The following is a 20,543-nucleotide window of genomic DNA, read 5'->3' as shown; positions in this document are numbered from 1 at the left end:
GGCTACCACGATAATCCCGAACGGTAGCCCGGCTAAAGCGACAGTCGGTAGCCCGGCTAAGGCGACAGCCGCAAGCCGGGGGAAGCAGCGACATGCATCAGCGCTGCTTACGCACCTTCGTTGCTTTCAAAATGACAAACTTATTGTTCGTCGCAATGGTCGTGCAATTACCAAAAGCGCGCTTCAGCTTACGGAAGTAATCGAGGTGGCGGTTGCCGACGACGTACAGCTCGCCGCCGTATTTCAGGCTGCGGCGGGCATCGTTAAACATCTGCCAGGCAATATGGTCGGTAATAGCGTGCTGCTGATGGAACGGCGGATTACACAGAATCGCCGTAAAGCGGTCAGGCTCAATGCCGGAAAGCGAATTGTTGACCATGAATTCACAGCGTTCGATATCGTCCGGCAGGTTGCGCTCGACGTTCAAACGGCTGGAAGCCACCGCCATGTGCGACTCATCGGTGAACATCACGCTGGCGTTTGGGTTTTGCGCCAGCGCCTGCAGGCCAATCACCCCATTGCCGCAGCCAAGATCGGCGATCTCGCCTTCTAAATCAGACGGTAAATGCTGTAGGAAGAAACGCGCGCCGATATCCAGGCCACTGCGGGCAAAAACGTTGGCATGGTTATGGATGGTCCACGGCGTGCCGTCCAGCTTCCAGCTGTAGGTTTGCGGCGCTTCGGCAAGCTTAGGGGCGGTGAAAACGCAGTGGATCAGACGCGCTTTTTTCCACGCCAGCGAGGTGGTGGTGGTACCGAGGATTTTTTCAAACAGCGCCAACGTCGAGTTGTGCACATCTCGGGCTTTCGCCGCGGCGATAATGCGGGTTTCCGGCGTCGCCACTTCGCGCAGCGCGCGCAGCTGCTGTTCCAGCAGCGCCAGCTGTTTTGGCACCTTAATCAGCACCAGCGCCGGCGCGACCGGCAGCGGGCTCAGGCTATCCTGAAAGCGCACGCTCTCTTCATCGATACCGTTCATCCGCAGGTTGTGGCGAGTCGCCAGCTCGGAAATAAAGGAGTCGTTGATGCTGAACGGGTTACGCTCCGCCAGCGCGCAGGAGAGCGCGCCGAAGCCGTCGTTGAAGATGAGCGTCAGGCCGTCGACGTCATTCACCTGTTGCAGCAGATATTCATCCGCCGCTTCCCATGCCTGAAGCGCTTCTTCTTCAGCGTTAGGTGGGAACCGCTCTAATGTGAATAACTCACCGTTTAACTCTACCTGGCTCATCGCCCCTCCGAAATGCTAAAATTCGCGCGTGTTATCGCTCAATTCTCCGGAGAAGTAAACTTTTTTCACCATGAACACGCTACCTTACCTTCAGGGTTACCCCGAATCGCTGCTGTCGCAGGTGACGACTTTAATCGAGCAAGGTCGCCTCGGCGAGGTGCTGCAAAAGCGCTATCCGCAGGGGCATGATGTCAACAGCGATAAGGCGTTATATCAATATACCCAGGATCTGAAGGCCCGCTATCTGCGCGGGGCGGCGCCAATCAATAAGGTGATGTACGACAGTAAAATCCACGTGCTGAAGAACGCGCTTGGTCTGCATACCGCTATTTCCCGCGTTCAGGGCGGCAAACTAAAAGCTAAAGCGGAAATTCGCGTAGCGACGGTGTTTCGCGACGCGCCGGAAGCGTTTCTGCGTATGATCGTGGTTCATGAACTGGCGCATTTAAAAGAGAAGGATCACAACAAAGCCTTCTATCAGTTGTGCTGTCATATGGAGCCGCAGTACCACCAGCTAGAGTTTGATACCCGCCTGTGGCTGACGCACCTTTCGTTAAACCGTTCTGCGTGATAGCGCACTCGTTTTGTCATCATGGCGTGCTAGAGTGACGAAAGGTCCCCTTTAACGGAGTTCGTCAACGTTTATGATACGTTTCGCAGTTGTTGGCACAAACTGGATTACTAAGCAGTTTGTCGATGCCGCCCATGAAACCGGTAAATTTAAACTCACCGCGATTTATTCCCGCAGCCTTGAACAGGCGCAAGCTTTCGCTAATGACTACCCGGTCGAGCATCTGTTTACTTCGCTCGATGAACTGGCGCAGAGTCCTGACGTTGACGCGGTCTATATTGCCAGTCCGAACTCGCTGCACTTCCCGCAAACTCGCCTGTTCCTGAGCCATAAAAAGCACGTGATTTGCGAAAAGCCGCTGGCATCAAACCTGCAGGAAGTCGAAGCGGCGATTGCCATGGCTAAAGAAAACAACGTGGTGCTGTTTGAAGCCTTCAAAACCGCCAGCCTGCCCAACTTCCTGCTGCTGCGCGAAGCGCTCGATAAAGTGGGCAAATTGCGCAAAGCCTTCATCAACTACTGTCAGTACTCGTCGCGCTACCAGCGCTATCTCGACGGCGAAAACCCGAATACTTTCAACCCGGCTTTTTCCAATGGCTCGATTATGGATATCGGTTTTTACTGCCTCGCCTCGGCGGTCGCGCTGTGGGGCGAACCGCAAGCGGTCCATGCCAGCGCCAGCCTGCTGGCGAGCGGCGTTGATGGCCAGGGTACGGTGGTGCTGAGCTACGGCGATTTCGATGTCACCTTGCACCACTCGAAGGTCAGCGACTCCACTATCCCTAGCGAAATCCAGGGTGAAGAAGGCGCGCTGGTGATTGAGAAAATCTCCGAATGCCAGAAGGTGGCCTTTATTCCACGCGGCGGCAAAGCGCAGGATCTCACCCAGCCTCAGCACATCAATACTATGCTGTATGAAGCGGAAGCGTTCGCGCGGCTGGTGGAAGCCAACGACGTCGATCATCCCGGGCTTGAGGTCAGCCGCATTACGGCAAAACTGCTTAGCGAAATACGTCGCCAGACCGGCGTGGTCTTCCCGGCGGATACTCAACCTATACCCTAAATAATTCAAGTTGCAGGAAGGCGGCAAGTGCGCGAATCCCCAGGAGCATAGATAACTATGTGACTGGGGTGAACGCACGCAGCCAACGCACCTGCAGCTTGAAGTATGACGGGTATATCGCGTAAAGCAGTGTAAATGGGCCCTCGACCTCCATTGACGCCCTTTATAACTTGTAATACTTTGTTACGTGCAAAGGGGAGTAACTTCCTGGCCGGTCGATCGTCATTACGATGCGTGCAAAACCGCATCCGGTCGCCGGGCAACAAGACCAAGGGTCCAGTTCCCGTCTTGTTGTAAGTGAGACCTTGCCGGAAGGCGAGGTCTATGCATAAAAGCGCAGCGGCTGCCGTCTTCCGACGACAGCCGTTTTGTTTTTATGTAAGGAATAACGCAATGAATAGTGTCGGCACGCCGTTGTTATGGGGCGGATTCGCTGTAGTCGTGGTCATCATGCTGGCGATCGATTTACTGCTTCAGGGAAGGCGCGGTGCGCATACCATGACCATGAAGCAGGCCGCCGGTTGGTCCATCCTGTGGGTCACCCTCTCCCTGCTGTTTAACGCCGCTTTCTGGTGGTACCTGGTGCAAACGCAGGGCCGCGCCGTCGCCGATCCGCAGGCGTTAGCCTTCCTCACCGGTTATCTGATTGAAAAATCACTGGCGGTCGATAACGTCTTCGTCTGGTTAATGCTCTTTAGCTACTTTGCCGTGCCGCCTGCGCTACAGCGCCGGGTACTGGTGTATGGCGTCCTCGGGGCGATTGTCCTGCGTACCATTATGATCTTCACCGGCAGCTGGCTGATTTCGCAGTTCGAATGGCTACTGTACGTGTTCGGCGCGTTCCTGCTGTTTACCGGGGTGAAAATGGCGCTGGCGAAAGAAGATGATTCCGGGATCGGCGATAAGCCACTGGTGCGTTGGATCCGCAGCCATCTGCGTATGACGGATAAAATCGAGAGCGAGCGCTTCTTCACCCGTAAAAACGGCGTACTGTTCGCCACGCCGCTGCTGCTGGTGCTGATCCTGGTTGAGCTGAGCGACGTGATTTTCGCCGTTGATAGCATCCCGGCGATTTTCGCGGTGACCACCGACCCGTTTATCGTGCTGACCTCTAACCTATTTGCGATTCTCGGTCTGCGTGCGATGTATTTCCTGCTGGCGGGTGTGGCCGAACGCTTCTCGATGCTGAAGTATGGCCTGTCGGTGATCCTGGTGTTTATCGGTATCAAGATGCTGATCGTCGATTTCTACCACATTCCGATTGCCGTTTCCCTCGGCGTGGTGGGCGGCATTCTGGCGGCGACGCTGCTGATTAACGCCTGGGTGAACAAACAGAACGATAAGAAGAAACAGCTGCAATAACTCCCTGCTCCCGGTCAGATATCGCGTATCTGGCCGGGATACGCATCACTGCTTCAGGCTTCCCGCGCATAATCTTTATCTATGTCACAAAAACGTTAATACATAGTTAAAAAACAAGATCGGCGCGTAAGAAACAGTAGATTACGCTTCCTCCCTCGCGTTCTTTCCGTATACTCGACCATGCAAACATTCATTTACATCCGGACATAAACGTAACAAATAATACGTCGCCGGGATGGACTGCTACATCACTGGAAGGAATGATTTATGACAACACAAACCCGCCCGTCGGGGCTGCTGCAGCGCCTGGCGCATGGCAGTCTGGTGAAACAAATCCTGTTGGGACTGGTACTTGGCGTGATACTGGCGCTGGTCTCGAAACCGGCCGCTATCGCGGTCGGGCTGCTGGGAACGCTGTTCGTCGGCGCGCTAAAAGCAGTCGCGCCGGTACTGGTATTAATGCTGGTGATGGCGTCGATCGCTAACCATCAGCACGGACAAAAAACCAGTATCCGCCCGATTCTGTTTCTCTATCTGCTGGGCACCTTCAGCGCGGCGCTCACCGCGGTGCTGTTTAGCTTTGTTTTCCCTTCTACGCTGCATCTGACCAGCGCGGCGGACAGCATCACACCGCCGTCGGGGATTGTAGAGGTGCTGCGCGGACTGCTGATGAGTATGGTGGCTAATCCTATCGACGCGCTGCTGAACGCCAACTACATCGGTATTCTGGTGTGGGCGGTGGGCCTGGGCTTCGCGCTGCGCCACGGTAACGACAGCACTAAAAACCTGATTAACGACGTCTCGCACGCCGTGACTTTTATCGTCAAGATGGTCATCCGTTTTGCGCCGCTGGGTATTTTTGGCCTGGTCGCCTCGACGCTGGCGACGACCGGTTTCGACACATTGTGGGGCTACGCCCAGCTGCTGCTGGTGCTGGTCGGCTGCATGCTGCTGGTGGCGCTGGTGATTAACCCGCTGCTGGTATTCTGGAAAATCCGCCGTAACCCGTATCCGCTGGTGCTGACCTGCCTGCGTGAAAGCGGCGTCTACGCCTTCTTTACCCGCAGCTCCGCCGCCAACATTCCGGTGAATATGGCGCTGTGCGAGAAGCTGAATCTGGATCGCGATACCTATTCGGTATCTATTCCACTGGGGGCGACCATCAATATGGCGGGCGCGGCGATTACTATCACCGTGCTAACGCTGGCGGCGGTGCATACGTTGAATATTCCGGTGGACCTGCCGACAGCGCTGCTGCTGAGCGTTGTGGCTTCACTGTGCGCCTGCGGCGCTTCCGGAGTGGCGGGCGGTTCACTGCTGCTGATCCCGCTGGCCTGTAACATGTTCGGTATTCCGAACGATGTCGCCATGCAGGTCGTCGCCGTCGGCTTTATTATCGGCGTGCTGCAGGACTCCTGCGAAACGGCGCTCAACTCATCAACCGATGCGCTGTTTACCGCTGCGGCCTGTATGGCCGAAGACGAACAGCTGGCGAAAAACGCCCTGCGTAGTTAAAGCATTGCCTGATGGCGCTACGCTTATCAGGCCTACGGTCCGGTATTCGGCTGGTAGCCCCGGTAAGCGTGAGCGCGACCGGGGAGAGTTCAATATTGTCGGATGGCGTTGCGCTTATCCGACCTTGCAAACACCGCGGTGGTCACTGCCGTTACAGCGTGACGCCGCTTTTAAAGATAGCCAGTTCGCGGAAATCATTGCGTTCGTTGCAGGTTTGCTTGCCGTTGGCGATATCAACGATCAGATCGACAAACTCCTCCAGCACCTGCGGCATCGCTTTCCCGTGAATCAACTGCCCGGCATCGAAATCAATCCAGTGCTTTTTCTTCGCCGCCAGCTCGCTGTTGGTAGCGATTTTTACCGTCGGTACGAAACCACCATAAGGGGTGCCGCGACCGGTACTAAACAGCACCATATGACAGCCGGCGCCCGCCAGCGCGCTGGTCGCCACCGCGTCGTTACCCGGCGCGCTCAACAGATTCAACCCGTGGACTTTCAAACGTTCGCCGTAGCGCAGAACGTCAACCACCTGGCTGGAACCGGCTTTCTGCGTGCAGCCAAGCGACTTATCTTCCAGCGTCGTGATACCGCCCGCTTTGTTACCCGGCGACGGATTCTCATAGATAGGCTGGTCGTGGGCGATAAAATACTGTTTAAAATCATTGACCATAGTGACCAGTTTGCCGAAGGTCTCTTCGTCGCGACAGTGGCTCATCAGCAGCTGCTCGGCGCCGAACATTTCCGGCACTTCGGTCAACACCGTGGTGCCGCCGTTCGCAATCAGATAGTCAGAAAAACGCCCCAGCATTGGGTTAGCGGTAATGCCGGACAGGCCGTCCGAGCCGCCGCACTCAAGGCCAAACTTGAGCTCGCTCAGCTTACCCGCTTCGCGTTTATCATGGCGCATCGCTTCATAGAGCTGGTGAAGATGCTCAATTCCCGCTTCCACTTCATCTTCCTGATGCTGGCAAACCATGAAGTGCACGCGTTCCGGGTCAAAATCCCCCAGAGTTTCACGGAAGGCATCCACCTGGTTGTTCTCGCAGCCGAGGCCAATCACCAGCACCGCCCCGGCATTCGGGTGACGGACCATGTTTTGCAGCATGGTACGGGTGTTGATGTGGTCATCTCCCAACTGCGAGCAGCCGTAGGTGTGGCTGAAAAGGAAGACACCGTCGGTGCCCTCTGCGTCGTTGGTCTCTTTCAGGAAACGGTTCTGGATCTGCCGGGCGATACCGTTAACGCAGCCCACGGTCGGCAGGATCCATAACTCGTTACGCACGCCGACTTCACCACTGGCGCGACGATAAATCTCAACGTCGCGATCCGCAGGCTGCGCCGGTTGTTCAACCCGGTCAGGTTGATAGCGATACGCGTCGAGATCGCTCAGATTGGTACGCGTATTGTGCGCATGAACATGCTCGCCCGGCGCGATATCCGCCAGCGCATGACCAATCGGCAACCCGTACTTAATGACGTTTTCACCTTTCGCAATGGCCCGCAGCGCGAACTTATGACCGCGGACAACATCCTGGCGGAGGGTGACGGTATCGTTATCAATCGTCACCACGGTTCCTGACGCCATATCCGCCAGCGCCACCGCGACGTTATCCTGCGAATGGATTTTAATGTATTGCATATCAACCGACCTCAGGCCTTAGTTCAATTCAATGGCGAAGTAATCACGCGCATTGTTAAAGCAGATGTTTTGCACCATCTCGCCCAGCAGCGCGATATCCGCAGGTGCTTCGCCAGCAGCCACCCAGCGGCCGATCATCTGGCACAGAATACGGCGGAAGTATTCATGGCGGGTGTAGGAGAGGAAGCTGCGGCTGTCGGTCAGCATACCGACAAAGCGGCTCAGCAGACCAAGCTGCGCCAGCTGGGTCATCTGACGTTCCATGCCGTCTTTCTGATCGTTGAACCACCAGCCGGAACCGAACTGCATCTTGCCCGGCATGCCTTCGCCCTGGAAGTTACCGACCATGGTGCCCAGCACTTCGTTATCGCGTGGGTTCAGGCAGTACAGAATGGTTTTCGGCAGCAGGTTTTCTTCGTTCTGCTTGCTCAGCAGCTTTGATAGCTCTTCAGCCATCGGACGATCGTTGATGGAGTCGAAGCCAACATCCGGCCCTAACAGTTTGAACTGACGCAGGTTGTTGTTACGCAGCGCGCCGATGTGGTACTGCTGTACCCAGCCGCGGCGCGCGTATTCCGCACCGAGGAACACCAGCACCGCCGTTTTGAACTGCGCGACTTCATGCTCGCTGAGCGTTTCGCCCGCCAGACGGCGCGCCAGAATGCTATCCAGTTCGCTATCAGTGGCTTCAGCGAACAGCACCACGTCCAGCGCGTGGTCGGAAACTTTACAGCCGTGAGCGGCAAAGTGATCCAGACGCTTAGTCAGCGCGCTTTGCAGATCGGCAAAACGGCGAATCTCGGTATCGGAGACTTCGCCAAGCTTGCTCATGTAATCGTTAAAAGTGGCCTGCTCGATGTTGAACGCTTTATCCGGGCGCCAGCTCGGCAATACCTTGATATCAAAAGTACTATCTTTAGCGACCGCCGCATGATGCTCCAGTGAATCAATCGGATCGTCGGTCGTCCCCACCATCTTCACATTCATCTGCTTCATGATTCCACGAGCGGAGAACGACTCCTGAGCCAGCAACTCATTACACTGGTTCCAGATTTCATCCGCCGTGGCTGGCGACAGTAACTTACCTGTAATACCAAAAGGACGGCGCAGCTCTAAATGCGTCCAGTGGTATAGCGGGTTACCGATGGTATGAGGAACGGTCGCCGCCCAGGCGTCAAATTTCTCGCGATCGGAAGCATCGCCGGTACACAGGCGCTCCGCCACGCCGTTGGTACGCATCGCGCGCCATTTGTAATGGTCGCCTTTCAGCCAGATGTCATACAGGTTCTTAAAACGATAATTTTCGGCAACCTGCTGCGGCGGAAGGTGGCAGTGGTAGTCGAAAATCGGCTGATCTTTGGCGTAATCGTGGTACAGACGGCGGGCAAACTCGGTATCAAGCAGAAAATCTTCGGTCATAAACGGTGTCATTGTCGTGTCCTCTTCGCCCCATCAAGGAGCCCATCAGATGATTGACTCTAATGCTGACAAAGTTATCACACCAATTTCTACAGGCCGAAGTATTTTTCGTGAGTTAGATCAATAAACGTCGACAAAAAAAGCACCACCAAAGGAGTAAACATCGCTGCAAGCCGCGCCAGTACTGGCTTTAATTGACGCGATTAATGTCCCTACAAACTTTCCCACTTTTGTGACAGTACTCAACTTTTAAAGTTGTATGACAAGTTATCTTTCTGCCGTCGCAACATATAAACCGACGGAATGCATTACCGGTGTGAATAACATCGGCTTAAACGGTAGGGATGCCGGTTTCACTTTAACCACTGATGGCAAGGTTCAGTTCACGTCCTGAACCCTCCGTTTCCCCATCCAGCTCCTCTTAACGAGGGGAAAGATGGCCGCAGACGCTGCGGAGAGACAACAACGATGAGGTTTTACATGCGTAAAATTAAAGGGTTACGTTGGTATATGATCGCACTGGTGACGCTGGGCACCGTGCTGGGTTACCTGACTCGTAACACCGTAGCGGCGGCTGCACCGACGCTGATGGAAGAGTTGCACATTTCAACCCAACAATATTCTTATATCATCGCCGCCTACTCCGCTGCATATACCGTTATGCAGCCGGTTGCCGGCTATGTGCTGGATGTGCTTGGCACCAAAATTGGCTACGCCTTCTTTGCTATCGCCTGGGCGGTATTCTGCGGTTCAACGGCGCTGGCAGGGAGCTGGGGCGGCCTGGCGCTGGCCCGCGGCGCGGTCGGCGCAGCGGAAGCGGCGATGATTCCAGCCGGTCTGAAAGCCAGCTCCGAATGGTTCCCGGCGAAAGAGCGTTCCATCGCCGTCGGCTACTTCAACGTCGGCTCTTCCATCGGCGCGATGATTGCTCCGCCGCTGGTGGTATGGGCGATTGTCATGCATAGCTGGCAGATGGCATTTATTATTTCCGGGGTTCTGAGCTTCGCCTGGGCGATGGCCTGGCTGATTTTCTACAAACACCCGCGCGATCAGAAAAAACTCACCGATGAAGAACGTGACTACATCATCGGCGGCCAGGAATCTCAGCATCAGACCAACAACGCGAAGAAAATGTCGCCGTGGCAGATCCTGCGTAACCGTCAGTTCTGGGGTATTGCGCTGCCGCGCTTCCTCGCAGAACCGGCCTGGGGTACTTTCAACGCCTGGATCCCGCTGTTCATGTTTAAGGTTTACGGCTTTAACCTGAAAGAGATCGCCATGTTCGCCTGGATGCCGATGCTGTTCGCCGACCTCGGCTGCATCGTCGGCGGCTATTTGCCTCCGCTGTTCCAGCGCTGGTTTGGCGTGAATCTTATCGTCTCACGTAAAATGGTCGTAACGATGGGCGCCCTGCTGATGATTGGTCCTGGCATGATTGGCCTGTTCACCAGCCCGTATGTGGCGATTGCGCTGCTGTGCGTCGGCGGTTTTGCTCATCAGGCCTTGTCCGGTGCGCTGATCACCCTCTCTTCCGACGTCTTTGGTCGTAACGAAGTGGCGACCGCCAACGGCCTGACCGGGATGGCCGCATGGCTGGCCAGCACCCTATTCGCGCTGGTCGTCGGCGCGCTGGCGGATACCATCGGCTTCAGCCCACTGTTTGCGGTGCTGGCGGTCTTCGACTTACTCGGCGCGCTGGTTATCTGGACGGTACTGAAAAACAAATCGGCCGACGATGACTCGACGCCGCTCAATACCAGTAAACCGGTGACGCAAAGCTAGACTGCAAGATGATTTTGCACCGACTAAGCCGCCTTTTAAGGCGGCTTTTTTTGTGGCTTCCAGTGGTGGAAAGCGCGTAAAAGTGGTATAACAAATCGAATATTGTCGCCATCTTCCGGGAGCGAATATGGAAATCAGTGAACCGCGCCGTCTCTATCAGCAGCTTGCCGCTGAGCTAAAGACGCGTATCGAACAAGGCGTCTACCTTGTAGGGGATAAGCTGCCCGCAGAGCGCTTCATCGCCGATGAAAAAAGCGTCAGCCGCACCGTGGTTCGCGAAGCCATCATCATGCTGGAAGTCGAAGGCTATGTTGAAGTCCGCAAAGGCTCCGGCATCCACGTTATTTCCAACCACCCGAAATACCAACAGGTGGTGGACGAATCGCTGGAATTCGCCAACTATGGCCCGTTTGAATTACTCCAGGCCCGTCAGTTAATTGAGAGCAATATCGCTGAATTCGCCGCGACTCAGGTGACCAAACAGGACATCATGAAGCTAATGGAAATTCAGGAGAAAGCCCGCAACGAGAAGTGTTTCCGTGATTCCGAATGGGACCTGCAGTTCCATGTCCAGGTCGCGCTGGCCACCCAGAATACCGCCCTTGCCGCCATCGTTGAGAAGATGTGGACCCAGCGTGTGCATAACCCATACTGGAAAAAACTACACGATCACATCGATCTGCGCACCGTCGATAACTGGTGCGACGATCATGACCAAATCCTCAAAGCGCTAATTCGTAAAGACCCTCATGCGGCGAAGCTGGCGATGTGGCAACATCTGGAGAATACCAAGCTGATGCTGTTTAACGAAACCAGCGATGACTTTGAATTCAATGCCGATCGCTATCTGTTTGCCGAAAATCCGGTGGTTCATCTCGATACCGCGGCGAACGGAGCAAAATAACGTATTATCCCCTCCACGGGCAGAACCTCTTTTTCTGCCCGCAAACCCGACAGGGTAAGCAAAGCATATATAGTGTCAGCCTGTGTAAATCCTCTCGCTACTCGTCCACGCAACCCGCAAAATCAATCAGCAACAAACTGCAATTTCTCTGACGGAAAGTCAGCTAGTTTGTTACAATTAGATGCATTTTGCCGTTCTGTAGGTAAGTGTTTACTTACTGTTTAATCAAGGATCCGATCAGAACGTCTCAACAGCGGCCATACTCTAAAAATAATCTAGTCGCTATGTATAAGACGTACCGTTAACCGATGTACCAGGAATCGTGAATGGAACTACTAACCCAATTACTGAATGCCTTATGGGCCCAGGATTACGAAACGCTCGCTAATCCCTCCATGATTGGCATGCTCTATTTTGTCTTATTTATGATTTTGTTCCTTGAGAACGGTTTGCTGCCGGCGGCGTTTTTACCGGGCGATAGCCTGCTGGTGCTGGTCGGCGTTTTGATCGCCAAAGGGGCGATGGGCTTCCCGGAAACCTTGCTGCTTCTGACGGCGGCGGCGAGCCTCGGCTGCTGGGTGAGCTACATTCAGGGACGCTGGCTGGGCAATACGCGGATCGTGCAAAACTGGCTCTCGCATTTACCCTCGCATTATCACCAGCGAGCGCATCACCTGTTCCACAAACACGGGTTGTCGGCGCTGCTGATTGGCCGCTTTATCGCCTTCGTGCGTACGCTTCTGCCAACGATCGCCGGTATCTCCGGTCTGAATAATGCGCGTTTTCAGTTCTTTAACTGGATGAGCGGCCTGCTGTGGGTGCTGATTCTTACCTCTCTCGGCTATCTGCTGGGTAAAACTCCGGTGTTCCTGAAGTATGAAGATCAGCTGATGTCATGTCTGATGCTGCTACCGGTTGCGCTGCTGGTCTTTGGTCTGATCGGCTCCCTGGTTGTACTGTGGAAGAAAAAACACAGCAGTCGGAGCTGAGCATGGTCATCAAACGTCCTTCCTGGCGCCAGCTGCGGTGGCTGCTGGGCGGCTCACTGCTGCTTTGCGCCATCGTCTGGCTGTGGTTGACCGTCAGTCAGCACGAGTCCACCCTGGCCATCCGTCCCGTCAGCCAGGGCGTCGCTATGCCGGACGGTTTTTCCGTCTGGCATCATCTTGACGCCAACGGCATCCGTTTTAAGAGCATCACGCCGCAAAAAGACGGCCTGCTGATCAAATTCGACTCCAATGCTCAGGGCGCCGCGGCAAAAGAAGTATTGGGCCGAGCTCTGCCTCACGGTTATATTATTGCTCTGGTGGATGAAGAAAATTCGGCCACCGCCTGGTTATCCCGCCTGCGCGATGCTCCGCGCCGTTTGGGATAACGCGTCAAAAATTCCGAATCTTTTCGCACGGTTTGGTGAAGTCTCGCTTTCGTGTCTATTATTAACACTGCGGGAACCGCCTGGCTTGTAATGTTGACTGGATTGGGTATATCACCGATATCCCCTCACACAATGGAAGGTAGAATCCATGAATTACCGCATCGCACTATTACTGGCTCTGACCTCACTTAGCGCCAGCGCCTTCGCAGCCTCTCCTTGTCAGGAAAAAGAACAAAGCATCCAACGGGAGATCAGCTATGCCGAAAAACACCATAATCAGCATCGCATAGACGGCCTGAACAAAGCGCTGCAGGAAGTTCGCGCTAACTGCAGCGACAGCAAAGTCAGGGCTGAACATCAGCAGAAAATCGCTAAACAGAAGGCCGAAGTTGCCGAACGTCAGCGCGATCTGAGCGAGGCGAAGCAGAAAGGCGATGCAGACAAAATTAGCAAACGGGAACGCAAACTGGATGAAGCGCAGCAGGAACTGAAAGCGCTTGAGTCACGCGATTATTAATTGGTAAACGCTACAGGAGAACAAGATGGCTAAAGATAACGTTGCAGAAGATCTACGCGCTGAGCTGAAAAATCTGGCTGACACGCTGGAAGAAGTACTGAACTCCTCCACCGATAAATCGAAAGAAGAACTCGGCAAACTGCGTAGCAAAGCGGAAAGCGTACTGAAAGACAGCCGTGTGCGTCTCAGCGACACCAGCGATGCCATCGTCAAGCAGACGCGTGAAACCGCCGCTCGGGCCGATGAGTACGTCCGCGAAAATCCGTGGACCGGAGTGGGCATTGGCACAGCCGTCGGGCTGGTTGTCGGCGTACTGCTGTCGCGCCGTTAATTATGGCAAACTCTCAACACACGCAGGGCCCGGGACAGAGCGTATTCGGCATCGGCCAGCGGATTATCACGCTGCTGGTCGAAATGGTGGAAACGCGCTTGCGCCTGGTCGTCGTGGAGCTGGAAGAGGAGAAAGCGAACCTCTTCCAGCTGTTGCTGATGCTCGGGCTAACGCTGTTATTCGCCGCTTTTGGGCTGATGAGCCTGCTGGTGCTGATCATCTGGGCTGTCGATCCACAGTACCGCCTGCACGTGATGATCGCGACCACCAGCGTCCTGTTACTCGCCTCATTGATAGGGGGAATTTGGACCCTCAGGAAAGCTCGCCGCTCAACGTTTTTACGCCATACCCGCGACGAGCTGGCGAACGATCGCGCGCTGCTTGAGGACGATCGTCGATGAGCGGCCAACAGGAACGCGACCAGCGAAAAGCGCTGCTGCTGCGCCAAATCCAGCAACAGCGGCTGGATTTGGCCGCCAGCCATCGTCACTGGCTGGAAGCCACCTCGCCTATCGATCGCGGCTGGCAAACGCTGAAACACCTGCGTTCATGGGCGATGGTCGGCAGCGGGGTGATGGCTATCTGGTCAGTACGCCATCCGCGCTTTTTAATCCGCTGGGGCAAACGCGGCCTCGGCATCTGGAGCACCTGGCGGATGGTCAAAGGGATTCTGCGCCAGTCCGCATCGCGTTAATTGCTCGCTCAGTGCGCCAGCGCGCTGAGCTCTTGTTCGCTTAAACCGGTGGTTTTACTGACCAGCGCGCTATCAACGCCGTTACGAAGCATCGCAAGAGCTATTTTACGCGTCGCCTGACGTTCGCCTTCTTCTCTACCTTCTTCACGCCCCTCTTCACGACCCTGTTTTCTTCCCTTTGTGCGCCCACGCTCTTCAAACCATTCTGCTAATGTCATCAGCTGCTCCTTATGTTCAGGCATTCCCTGCGCCAGTTGACGAAAAAATCTGCCAGGGCTGGTCAAATGGCCGGAACGGGCAAGGATAAGGTGCCTCTGGTGATAAAACAATCAATAGCCACGCACGCTGCGAGGCGCCTCGGAAAATATTTTCACCGATCGCACCAATTGCTCAGAAACTTTGAAAAAGAACTACAGTTTTCCTTGCTAACAATCCCCTCTCAAGCTCGCTAATATCCTCTCCATCGACAGCAAGCCCGCGTAACCACGCAGGATTGCACTAAAAAACGAAATCGCCGCCCTTTGGGTTTCCTGGAGTAAGAAATGAAAAAATTAGAAGATGTTGGTGTATTGGTAGCGCGTATTCTGATGCCGATTCTGTTCATTACCGCTGGTTGGGGAAAAATCACCGGGTATGCAGGTACGCAGCAGTATATGGAAGCAATGGGTGTTCCGGGAGCGCTGCTGCCGCTGACTATTCTGCTTGAGTTTGGCGGCGGTCTGGCGATTCTGTTCGGTTTCCTGACTCGCACTACCGCGCTGTTCACCGCAGGCTTCACCCTGCTGACCGCGTTCCTGTTCCACAGCAACTTTGCTGAAGGTGTGAACTCGCTGATGTTCATGAAAAATCTGACCATCGCTGGTGGTTATCTGCTGCTGGCCGTGACAGGTCCGGGCGCATTCAGCATCGACCGCGTGCTGAATAAAAAGTGGTAAGCGCACTATACTGAGTAAAAATCTAAAAAAGCGAGGGGTTATCTCCTCGCTTTTGCTATCTGAAGGAGGAAGTAATGGGACAATTAGTCGACGGCGTCTGGCAAGATACCTGGTATGACACCAAATCCACCGGAGGACGGTTCAAGCGTTCCGTTTCAGCCTTCCGCAACTGGCTCACCGCCGATGGCGCCGCGGGCCCTGCGGGCGAAGGTGGCTTCGCCGCAGAGAAAGACCGCTATCACCTGTACGTTTCACTGGCCTGCCCGTGGGCGCATCGCACCCTGATTCTGCGCAAGTTGAAAGGATTAGAACCCTTTATATCCGTCTCAGTGGTGAATCCGCTGATGCTGGAAAACGGCTGGACCTTCGCCGACGATTTCCCCGATGCGACCGGCGACCAGCTCTATCATCATCAGTTCCTCTATCAGCTTTATCTGCAGGCCGATCCGCATTACACCGGCCGGGTGACCGTTCCGGTGCTGTGGGATAAAAAACAACAGACCATCGTCAGCAATGAGTCGGCTGAAATCATCCGCATGTTCAATACCGCGTTTGATGGCCTGGGCGCGCGCGCGGGCGACTATTATCCGCCGGCGTTGCGAGAAAAGATCGACGATCTGAATAGCTGGATCTACGACAACGTTAACAACGGGGTGTATAAAGCCGGTTTCGCCACCAGCCAGCAGGCCTATGACGAAGCCGTAGACGCGCTGTTTACCTCGCTCGAACGCCTTGAGCAGATCCTCGGTCAGCACCGCTATCTGACCGGAAACCAGTTAACGGAAGCGGATATCCGCCTGTGGACAACGCTGGTTCGTTTCGACCCGGTGTATGTCACCCACTTTAAATGCGATAAGCGCCGCATCAGCGACTATCTCAACCTGTACGGTTTCCTGCGCGATATCTACCAGATGCCGGGGATTGCGGAAACGGTGAATTTCCCGCATATCCGCAATCACTATTATCGCAGCCACAAAACCATCAACCCGACAGGGATCATCTCCGTGGGCCCGCTGCAGGATCTCAACGAACCGCACGGGCGGGATCGCTTTTCCCGCTGATCGATAAGGCGCCGAAAGGCGCCTTTTATTCAGATAACGGATATTTACCAGTTTGATATTCACGCCTATGATTATTTTGATCGCTTTAAAAACAAGTGATTAATGGTTAACTAAGGCGTGAGAAAATGGACTGGTATCTAAAAGTATTACGAAACTATATTGGCTTTGGCGGTCGCGCCCGGCGCAAAGAGTACTGGATGTTTATTCTGGTCAACATCATTCTCACCGCAGTGCTCAGCATCATTGATAAGATGCTCGGCTGGCAGCGTGCTGGGGGTGAAGGCATCCTGACGACCATTTACGGCGTGCTGGTTTTTTTACCCTGGTGGGCGGTGCAGTTTCGTCGCCTGCATGACACCGACCGCTCGGCGTGGTGGCTACTGCTGCTGCTGATCCCGGTCATCGGCTGGCTGGTGATTTTGATTTTCAATTGCCAGAACGGCACGCCCGGCGACAATCGCTTTGGGCCAAATCCAAAACCCTACTCCTACTGATTTACGCGCTCCTCGCGGCGGAGGAGCGCATCTTACCGTTATCTGCCGGCAAACAGTTTCGGGATCTCCCGTAGACACCACGATTTGGCTTCGCCCATGCTGTCACGGCGCCAGGCCATAATAATATCAATTTCGTTGGTGTATTCAGGACTCACAACCCGCAGGCGCCCTTCGGCAATATCTTTCTCAACCAACGGATAAGGCATGGTTGCAACCCCTAGCCCCGCCAGCAGCGCCTGGCGTTTATCTTCAATGGTGCTGACGGTTAAACGCGGCTGTTTATCCAGCAGTTGCACCGTCAGCACCGGGCGCTCGCGCGCGGTATCCGCCACCGCGACGCCACGATATTTCACCCGCGTCACCTCGGAAAGCGGTTCTGGCTCTTGATGAATCGGGTGATCCGGCGCGGCGACGTAAACGCTTAACACCGAATAGAGCTTACGTGAGTTAATTTCTGACGATGAACGAAAATGCATATCCGGCGCGACGACGATATCAGCACGCCCTTGCTCCAGCCGCTCCCAGGCGCCGGCCAGCACTTCGGTAATAATCGACAGCTGGGTATTGGATTTGGTCGCCAGCTTCTCAATCAGCGGAAACAGATCGGTAGTCGGAACCAAGGCTTCGGTCACGATGGTCAGGTGAGTTTCCCAGCCGCGCGACAGCGCTTCGGCGTCGGTGGTCAGCTTGTCCGCCGCTTCCAGCAGCACGCGCCCGCGTTCCAGCAGCATGCGGCCAACGTTCGTAAATTTTGTGCGATGGCCAGAACGGTCAAACAGCACCACATCCAGTTCTTCTTCCAGTTTTTGCATGGTATAGCTTAGGGCCGAAGGCACGCGCCCCAGCTCGTCAGCCGCAGCGGCAAAGCTCCCGCGTCGGTCTATCGCATCCATTACGCGTAACGCTTCCAGCGTTAATGCTCTCTCTTTCGCCATTTCGCTCTCATTCAGGAATTTTGAACATACCGGGCAGAATATCTGGCTAACAATACAGCGTCCATACCTTTACCATTGATTTAGTGTAAAGAGAGGTCAAGAAAATGATTACAACCCGAACAGCCAAACAATGCGGTCAAGCAGACTTCGGCTGGCTGCAGGCCCGCTACACCTTTTCCTTTGGCCACTACTTCGACCCTAAATTGCTGGGTTACGCCTCGCTGCGCGTACTCAATCAAGAAGTGCTGGCGCCGGGCGCGTCATTTCAGCCGCGTACCTATCCAAAGGTCGATATCCTGAATCTGATTCTGGAAGGTGAAGCGGAATACCGCGATAGCGACGGCAACCACGTACAGGCAAAGGCTGGTGAAGCCTTGCTGCTCTCCACCCAACCGGGGGTCAGCTACAGTGAGCATAATCTCAGTAAAGAGCAGTCGTTGACGCGCATGCAGCTGTGGCTCGACGCCTGCCCGGAACGCGAAAATCCGCTGGTGCAGAAACTCGCGGTTAGCGACTCGTCAATCCAGTTACTGGCTTCACCGGATGGCAGCGGTGACAGTGTACAGCTGCGCCAACAGGTATGGATCCATCATCTGCAGCTGGCGAAGGGTGAAGAGATTAGCGTTCAACTGCACGGCCCGCGCGCCTATCTGCAGTCGATTCACGGTACGGTACATGTCGTGGCAAAAAAGGAAGAGAAACAGGCATTAACCTGCGGTGATGGCGCTTTTATTCGTGACGAAGCTAACATTACCCTCGTCGCCGATACGCCGCTGCGCGCTTTGCTGATAGATTTACCGGTGTAACAAGGAAGCCGGGAGTTTGTGAGTGAGCAAGAAAAAGAGCAAAAAGGCGCAACCGTTAGACCAGCCAGTCGCTGTGGAAACCATGAGCCCAATCGGCTTTGGCTATGAAGAGATGCTGAGTGAACTGGAAGCCATCGTGGAAGATGCGCAAACGCGGTTGCAGGACGAAGATAACGCCGCCTGATGAAAATCGGCCCCATAACGGGGCCGACTTTATTACTCGCTCAATGCCTGAGAGAGATCTTTTTTCACCTGAGTACGCTGTTCCGGCGTCAGAACCTGATTTACACCGAAATAGTACTTCACGCGATAATAGCGCACCTGCTGTTCAACCTTGCCAAAGGCCGCCAGCTGATCCTTCACCGCTTTCTCATTCCACTTACCGGAATCGATCACGTCAAATAAAACGCCATCTTTAATATCTTTCTGCGAAACCTGCTGGACGTTCTTTTCCATTTCCTGATGCAGGCTCTTAATTTTAGCGACCTGATCCTGGCTCAATTTTAAATGCTGAACGATAGGATCCTGAGCCGGCGCCGGAGCGGCGTTAACCTCAGCAGCCTGTGCCGCCATGGAGAATCCCGCGGCTGCAGCCGTCATTAATACCATCCGAGAAAGTTTGTTCATCTTGTTATCCTGAATAAGTACGTAGTGATAAGACGCTCTATTATTCCCTGAACAATAATGACGATGTGTAAAAAAGCATGTTCACCAGTGTAAATATTCAGATAATACATTCACCAAATGAATTATCTGAAATATAAAATTCTTCTTGCTTATTGAATACGCACTAAATCCGGCGACGTTAAATTAATATCCATGCGCGGCGCAGCCAGCATGATTTTATTTTCATCGAGCGCATTTTTGATATTTTCCAGAAAATCAAAATAGGTATCCCAATACTCCGCATTTTTTACCCATACGCGAATGGTAAAATTAAGCGAACCAGGAGCCAACTCGATCAAGCGAACCGTGGTACCGCGAGAACGATCGATGCGCTTTTCATTATCGATAAGCGTCTGGATCACCTGTTTAACGTGTGATATTTGGCTATGACATGCCACCCCAAGCGTGAGATCGATGCGGCGATAGGGATGGCGGGAATAGTTAACGATGCTATCGGCAATAATTTTACCGTTCGGGATAATGACTTCTTTATTATCCACAGTCAGCAGTGTGGTGGAAAAAACATGTACCGATTGTACCAGACCGGATACCGCCCCCACCTGCACAAAGTTACCCGCGCGGAAGGGGCGTAACGTCACCAGCAATACGCCTGCGGCAAAATTTGACAGCGAGCCCTGCAGCGCCAGGCCAATGGCCAGACCTGCCGCGCCAAGGACGGCGATAATGGATGAGGTTTCAATCCCTACCCGGCCTAACGCGGCGATAATCGCAAAAGCCATGGTGATATAGCGCACCAGCGCGGCGAAGAAGTGGACGATTGTCGCATCTACGTTGCGTCGCAGCAGAATTTTCTCGAGAGTTTTGCCGAGTAATTTCGAAATCAGCTTACCAACAAACAAAATGATTAGCGCCGCCGCGATATTCCACGCAAACTGCATAATTGTATCGCCATGGCCGACAAGCCAGGCGAGCGCCGCTTTGATTTGGGGGAATAACACTACATTTTTCACGTCCACCGCCCTGTCTGGATAATACCTAAAACCTGCTATCCATTAAGCTGAATGATGACCGCTGCAAATGAGGGATTGAGATTAATGAATAGAAGATACATTTTCAAAGCGTGACAGTATCAATGAGAGCGGCCTGTAATGCAGCCAGAAAGCTGTTTAAAAGTGGATATCCAGTAATACAGGTTTGTAATGGGCTGAAATCAAAAAAACGTAATGGGATTGAGTTTCAGATAGCAAAAACCCCGCCGGAGCGGGGTTTTTACATTAAATAGGTG

The 20,543-nt window shown here is 54.1% G+C and carries 24 protein-coding genes; 17 read left to right on the top strand and 7 right to left on the bottom strand.

Annotated features, from left to right (window positions below):
- Positions 1 to 97: 97 nt before the first annotated feature.
- On the bottom strand, positions 98 to 1,228 hold the full coding sequence (rlmG, locus tag ACSEMK_RS14880) for a 23S rRNA (guanine(1835)-N(2))-methyltransferase RlmG (RefSeq protein ID WP_430915049.1): 1,131 nt from the start codon (positions 1,226 to 1,228) through the stop codon (positions 98 to 100).
- Positions 1,229 to 1,298: 70 nt separating this feature from the next.
- Between rlmG and ACSEMK_RS14875 the strand changes: the two genes are divergently transcribed.
- The 4 genes from ACSEMK_RS14875 (at position 1,299) to sstT (ending at position 5,739) form a co-directional block, all read left to right on the top strand.
- A complete protein-coding gene (locus ACSEMK_RS14875; RefSeq protein WP_045394898.1) occupies positions 1,299 to 1,799 on the top strand; it encodes a M48 metallopeptidase family protein in 501 nt (166 codons plus the stop codon).
- 73 nt (positions 1,800 to 1,872) lie between these two features.
- Positions 1,873 to 2,862 carry a Gfo/Idh/MocA family protein gene (locus ACSEMK_RS14870; RefSeq protein ID WP_411325551.1) on the top strand — a complete coding sequence of 330 codons (990 nt, stop codon included), beginning with the start codon at positions 1,873 to 1,875 and terminating at the stop codon, positions 2,860 to 2,862.
- Positions 2,863 to 3,255: 393 nt separating this feature from the next.
- The gene (locus tag ACSEMK_RS14865) at positions 3,256 to 4,224 is read left to right on the top strand and encodes a TerC family protein (RefSeq protein WP_020077873.1); all 969 of its coding nucleotides are present in this window, start codon (positions 3,256 to 3,258) and stop codon (positions 4,222 to 4,224) included.
- A 267-nt stretch (positions 4,225 to 4,491) separates the two neighbouring features.
- On the top strand, positions 4,492 to 5,739 hold the full coding sequence (gene sstT / locus ACSEMK_RS14860) for a serine/threonine transporter SstT (protein WP_087859887.1): 1,248 nt from the start codon (positions 4,492 to 4,494) through the stop codon (positions 5,737 to 5,739).
- Between the two features lie 151 nt (positions 5,740 to 5,890).
- Here the strand turns inward: sstT and ACSEMK_RS14855 are convergent, their stop codons facing one another.
- Both ACSEMK_RS14855 and uxaC read right to left on the bottom strand, forming a co-directional pair.
- Complete coding sequence (locus tag ACSEMK_RS14855; protein ID WP_430915047.1) at positions 5,891 to 7,378, bottom strand: UxaA family hydrolase; 1,488 nt, start codon at positions 7,376 to 7,378, stop codon at positions 5,891 to 5,893.
- Positions 7,379 to 7,396: 18 nt separating this feature from the next.
- Entirely contained in the window at positions 7,397 to 8,809 is a 1,413-nt protein-coding gene (gene uxaC, locus ACSEMK_RS14850) for a glucuronate isomerase (protein ID WP_430915046.1), read from the bottom strand.
- A gap of 468 nt (positions 8,810 to 9,277) precedes the next feature.
- Between uxaC and exuT the strand changes: the two genes are divergently transcribed.
- The 8 genes from exuT (at position 9,278) to ACSEMK_RS14810 (ending at position 14,400) form a co-directional block, all read left to right on the top strand.
- Positions 9,278 to 10,579 (top strand): hexuronate transporter ExuT, encoded by a 1,302-nt coding sequence (gene exuT / locus ACSEMK_RS14845; RefSeq protein ID WP_015703568.1) that lies wholly within the window; start codon positions 9,278 to 9,280, stop codon positions 10,577 to 10,579.
- Between the two features lie 127 nt (positions 10,580 to 10,706).
- Entirely contained in the window at positions 10,707 to 11,483 is a 777-nt protein-coding gene (gene exuR, locus ACSEMK_RS14840; RefSeq protein WP_015369577.1) for a transcriptional regulator ExuR, read from the top strand.
- 326 nt (positions 11,484 to 11,809) lie between these two features.
- Positions 11,810 to 12,472 (top strand): DedA family general envelope maintenance protein YqjA, encoded by a 663-nt coding sequence (gene yqjA, locus ACSEMK_RS14835; RefSeq protein ID WP_015369576.1) that lies wholly within the window; start codon positions 11,810 to 11,812, stop codon positions 12,470 to 12,472.
- A gap of 8 nt (positions 12,473 to 12,480) precedes the next feature.
- The gene (mzrA, locus tag ACSEMK_RS14830; RefSeq protein WP_162750128.1) at positions 12,481 to 12,858 is read left to right on the top strand and encodes an EnvZ/OmpR regulon moderator MzrA; all 378 of its coding nucleotides are present in this window, start codon (positions 12,481 to 12,483) and stop codon (positions 12,856 to 12,858) included.
- A gap of 148 nt (positions 12,859 to 13,006) precedes the next feature.
- The gene (locus ACSEMK_RS14825) at positions 13,007 to 13,375 is read left to right on the top strand and encodes a DUF1090 domain-containing protein (protein ID WP_047044796.1); all 369 of its coding nucleotides are present in this window, start codon (positions 13,007 to 13,009) and stop codon (positions 13,373 to 13,375) included.
- A 25-nt stretch (positions 13,376 to 13,400) separates the two neighbouring features.
- The gene (locus ACSEMK_RS14820) at positions 13,401 to 13,706 is read left to right on the top strand and encodes a DUF883 family protein (protein ID WP_435336599.1); all 306 of its coding nucleotides are present in this window, start codon (positions 13,401 to 13,403) and stop codon (positions 13,704 to 13,706) included.
- A 2-nt stretch (positions 13,707 to 13,708) separates the two neighbouring features.
- Positions 13,709 to 14,107, top strand: a complete 399-nt coding sequence (locus ACSEMK_RS14815) for a phage holin family protein (protein WP_015369572.1) — start codon at positions 13,709 to 13,711, stop codon at positions 14,105 to 14,107.
- Positions 14,104 to 14,400: a YqjK-like family protein gene (locus tag ACSEMK_RS14810; RefSeq protein WP_015703570.1), complete on the top strand. Its 297-nt coding sequence runs from the start codon at positions 14,104 to 14,106 to the stop codon at positions 14,398 to 14,400. Before ACSEMK_RS14815 ends, ACSEMK_RS14810 begins: the two co-directional genes overlap by 4 nt.
- 8 nt (positions 14,401 to 14,408) lie before the next feature.
- On the opposite strand, the gene ACSEMK_RS14805 is transcribed toward ACSEMK_RS14810, so the two are convergent.
- Positions 14,409 to 14,618 (bottom strand): hypothetical protein, encoded by a 210-nt coding sequence (locus ACSEMK_RS14805; protein WP_032715873.1) that lies wholly within the window; start codon positions 14,616 to 14,618, stop codon positions 14,409 to 14,411.
- 324 nt (positions 14,619 to 14,942) lie between these two features.
- Between ACSEMK_RS14805 and ACSEMK_RS14800 the strand changes: the two genes are divergently transcribed.
- From ACSEMK_RS14800 to ACSEMK_RS14790, 3 genes are all read left to right on the top strand, one after another.
- Positions 14,943 to 15,335, top strand: coding sequence for a DoxX family protein (locus ACSEMK_RS14800; protein WP_015703571.1), 393 nt, complete (start codon positions 14,943 to 14,945; stop codon positions 15,333 to 15,335).
- 74 nt (positions 15,336 to 15,409) lie between these two features.
- Positions 15,410 to 16,396, top strand: a complete 987-nt coding sequence (locus tag ACSEMK_RS14795; RefSeq protein WP_271032073.1) for a glutathione S-transferase family protein — start codon at positions 15,410 to 15,412, stop codon at positions 16,394 to 16,396.
- Between the two features lie 125 nt (positions 16,397 to 16,521).
- On the top strand, positions 16,522 to 16,890 hold the full coding sequence (locus ACSEMK_RS14790; RefSeq protein ID WP_087859895.1) for a DUF805 domain-containing protein: 369 nt from the start codon (positions 16,522 to 16,524) through the stop codon (positions 16,888 to 16,890).
- Positions 16,891 to 16,928: 38 nt separating this feature from the next.
- On the opposite strand, the gene ACSEMK_RS14785 is transcribed toward ACSEMK_RS14790, so the two are convergent.
- Entirely contained in the window at positions 16,929 to 17,825 is an 897-nt protein-coding gene (locus ACSEMK_RS14785; protein ID WP_045377888.1) for a LysR family transcriptional regulator, read from the bottom strand.
- A 104-nt stretch (positions 17,826 to 17,929) separates the two neighbouring features.
- Between ACSEMK_RS14785 and ACSEMK_RS14780 the strand changes: the two genes are divergently transcribed.
- Both ACSEMK_RS14780 and ACSEMK_RS14775 read left to right on the top strand, forming a co-directional pair.
- Positions 17,930 to 18,631, top strand: coding sequence for a pirin family protein (locus ACSEMK_RS14780; RefSeq protein ID WP_430915044.1), 702 nt, complete (start codon positions 17,930 to 17,932; stop codon positions 18,629 to 18,631).
- 22 nt (positions 18,632 to 18,653) lie between these two features.
- Positions 18,654 to 18,815 (top strand): hypothetical protein, encoded by a 162-nt coding sequence (locus ACSEMK_RS14775; RefSeq protein ID WP_087859897.1) that lies wholly within the window; start codon positions 18,654 to 18,656, stop codon positions 18,813 to 18,815.
- 32 nt (positions 18,816 to 18,847) lie between these two features.
- Here ACSEMK_RS14775 and ACSEMK_RS14770 read toward each other — a convergent pair whose 3' ends face one another.
- Together ACSEMK_RS14770 and ACSEMK_RS14765 are read right to left on the bottom strand one after the other, a co-directional pair.
- A complete protein-coding gene (locus ACSEMK_RS14770) occupies positions 18,848 to 19,258 on the bottom strand; it encodes a Spy/CpxP family protein refolding chaperone (protein ID WP_087859898.1) in 411 nt (136 codons plus the stop codon).
- 149 nt (positions 19,259 to 19,407) lie between these two features.
- Positions 19,408 to 20,268: a mechanosensitive ion channel domain-containing protein gene (locus ACSEMK_RS14765; protein ID WP_087859948.1), complete on the bottom strand. Its 861-nt coding sequence runs from the start codon at positions 20,266 to 20,268 to the stop codon at positions 19,408 to 19,410.
- Positions 20,269 to 20,543 lie beyond the last annotated feature (275 nt).

Origin of the sequence: Klebsiella sp. K-3, assembly GCF_051207495.1 — a bacterium.
Taxonomy (GTDB): domain Bacteria; phylum Pseudomonadota; class Gammaproteobacteria; order Enterobacterales; family Enterobacteriaceae; genus Klebsiella; species Klebsiella aerogenes.
The sequence above is the reverse complement of the archived record's forward strand: the minus strand, read 5'-3'. Positions and strand labels throughout refer to the sequence as shown.

What these genes read in the sequence shown, in the direction of transcription:
- rlmG (WP_430915049.1), bottom strand. Translation starts at nt 1,228, where the DNA reads ATGAGCCAGGTAGAGTTAAACGGTGAGTTATTCACATTAGAGCGGTTC.
- ACSEMK_RS14875 (WP_045394898.1), top strand. Translation starts at nt 1,299, where the DNA reads ATGAACACGCTACCTTACCTTCAGGGTTACCCCGAATCGCTGCTGTCG.
- ACSEMK_RS14870 (WP_411325551.1), top strand. Translation starts at nt 1,873, where the DNA reads ATGATACGTTTCGCAGTTGTTGGCACAAACTGGATTACTAAGCAGTTT.
- ACSEMK_RS14865 (WP_020077873.1), top strand. Translation starts at nt 3,256, where the DNA reads ATGAATAGTGTCGGCACGCCGTTGTTATGGGGCGGATTCGCTGTAGTC.
- sstT (WP_087859887.1), top strand. Translation starts at nt 4,492, where the DNA reads ATGACAACACAAACCCGCCCGTCGGGGCTGCTGCAGCGCCTGGCGCAT.
- ACSEMK_RS14855 (WP_430915047.1), bottom strand. Translation starts at nt 7,378, where the DNA reads ATGCAATACATTAAAATCCATTCGCAGGATAACGTCGCGGTGGCGCTG.
- uxaC (WP_430915046.1), bottom strand. Translation starts at nt 8,809, where the DNA reads ATGACACCGTTTATGACCGAAGATTTTCTGCTTGATACCGAGTTTGCC.
- exuT (WP_015703568.1), top strand. Translation starts at nt 9,278, where the DNA reads ATGCGTAAAATTAAAGGGTTACGTTGGTATATGATCGCACTGGTGACG.
- exuR (WP_015369577.1), top strand. Translation starts at nt 10,707, where the DNA reads ATGGAAATCAGTGAACCGCGCCGTCTCTATCAGCAGCTTGCCGCTGAG.
- yqjA (WP_015369576.1), top strand. Translation starts at nt 11,810, where the DNA reads ATGGAACTACTAACCCAATTACTGAATGCCTTATGGGCCCAGGATTAC.
- ACSEMK_RS14825 (WP_047044796.1), top strand. Translation starts at nt 13,007, where the DNA reads ATGAATTACCGCATCGCACTATTACTGGCTCTGACCTCACTTAGCGCC.
- ACSEMK_RS14820 (WP_435336599.1), top strand. Translation starts at nt 13,401, where the DNA reads ATGGCTAAAGATAACGTTGCAGAAGATCTACGCGCTGAGCTGAAAAAT.
- ACSEMK_RS14815 (WP_015369572.1), top strand. Translation starts at nt 13,709, where the DNA reads ATGGCAAACTCTCAACACACGCAGGGCCCGGGACAGAGCGTATTCGGC.
- ACSEMK_RS14810 (WP_015703570.1), top strand. Translation starts at nt 14,104, where the DNA reads ATGAGCGGCCAACAGGAACGCGACCAGCGAAAAGCGCTGCTGCTGCGC.
- ACSEMK_RS14805 (WP_032715873.1), bottom strand. Translation starts at nt 14,618, where the DNA reads ATGACATTAGCAGAATGGTTTGAAGAGCGTGGGCGCACAAAGGGAAGA.
- ACSEMK_RS14800 (WP_015703571.1), top strand. Translation starts at nt 14,943, where the DNA reads ATGAAAAAATTAGAAGATGTTGGTGTATTGGTAGCGCGTATTCTGATG.
- ACSEMK_RS14795 (WP_271032073.1), top strand. Translation starts at nt 15,410, where the DNA reads ATGGGACAATTAGTCGACGGCGTCTGGCAAGATACCTGGTATGACACC.
- ACSEMK_RS14790 (WP_087859895.1), top strand. Translation starts at nt 16,522, where the DNA reads ATGGACTGGTATCTAAAAGTATTACGAAACTATATTGGCTTTGGCGGT.
- ACSEMK_RS14785 (WP_045377888.1), bottom strand. Translation starts at nt 17,825, where the DNA reads ATGGCGAAAGAGAGAGCATTAACGCTGGAAGCGTTACGCGTAATGGAT.
- ACSEMK_RS14780 (WP_430915044.1), top strand. Translation starts at nt 17,930, where the DNA reads ATGATTACAACCCGAACAGCCAAACAATGCGGTCAAGCAGACTTCGGC.
- ACSEMK_RS14770 (WP_087859898.1), bottom strand. Translation starts at nt 19,258, where the DNA reads ATGAACAAACTTTCTCGGATGGTATTAATGACGGCTGCAGCCGCGGGA.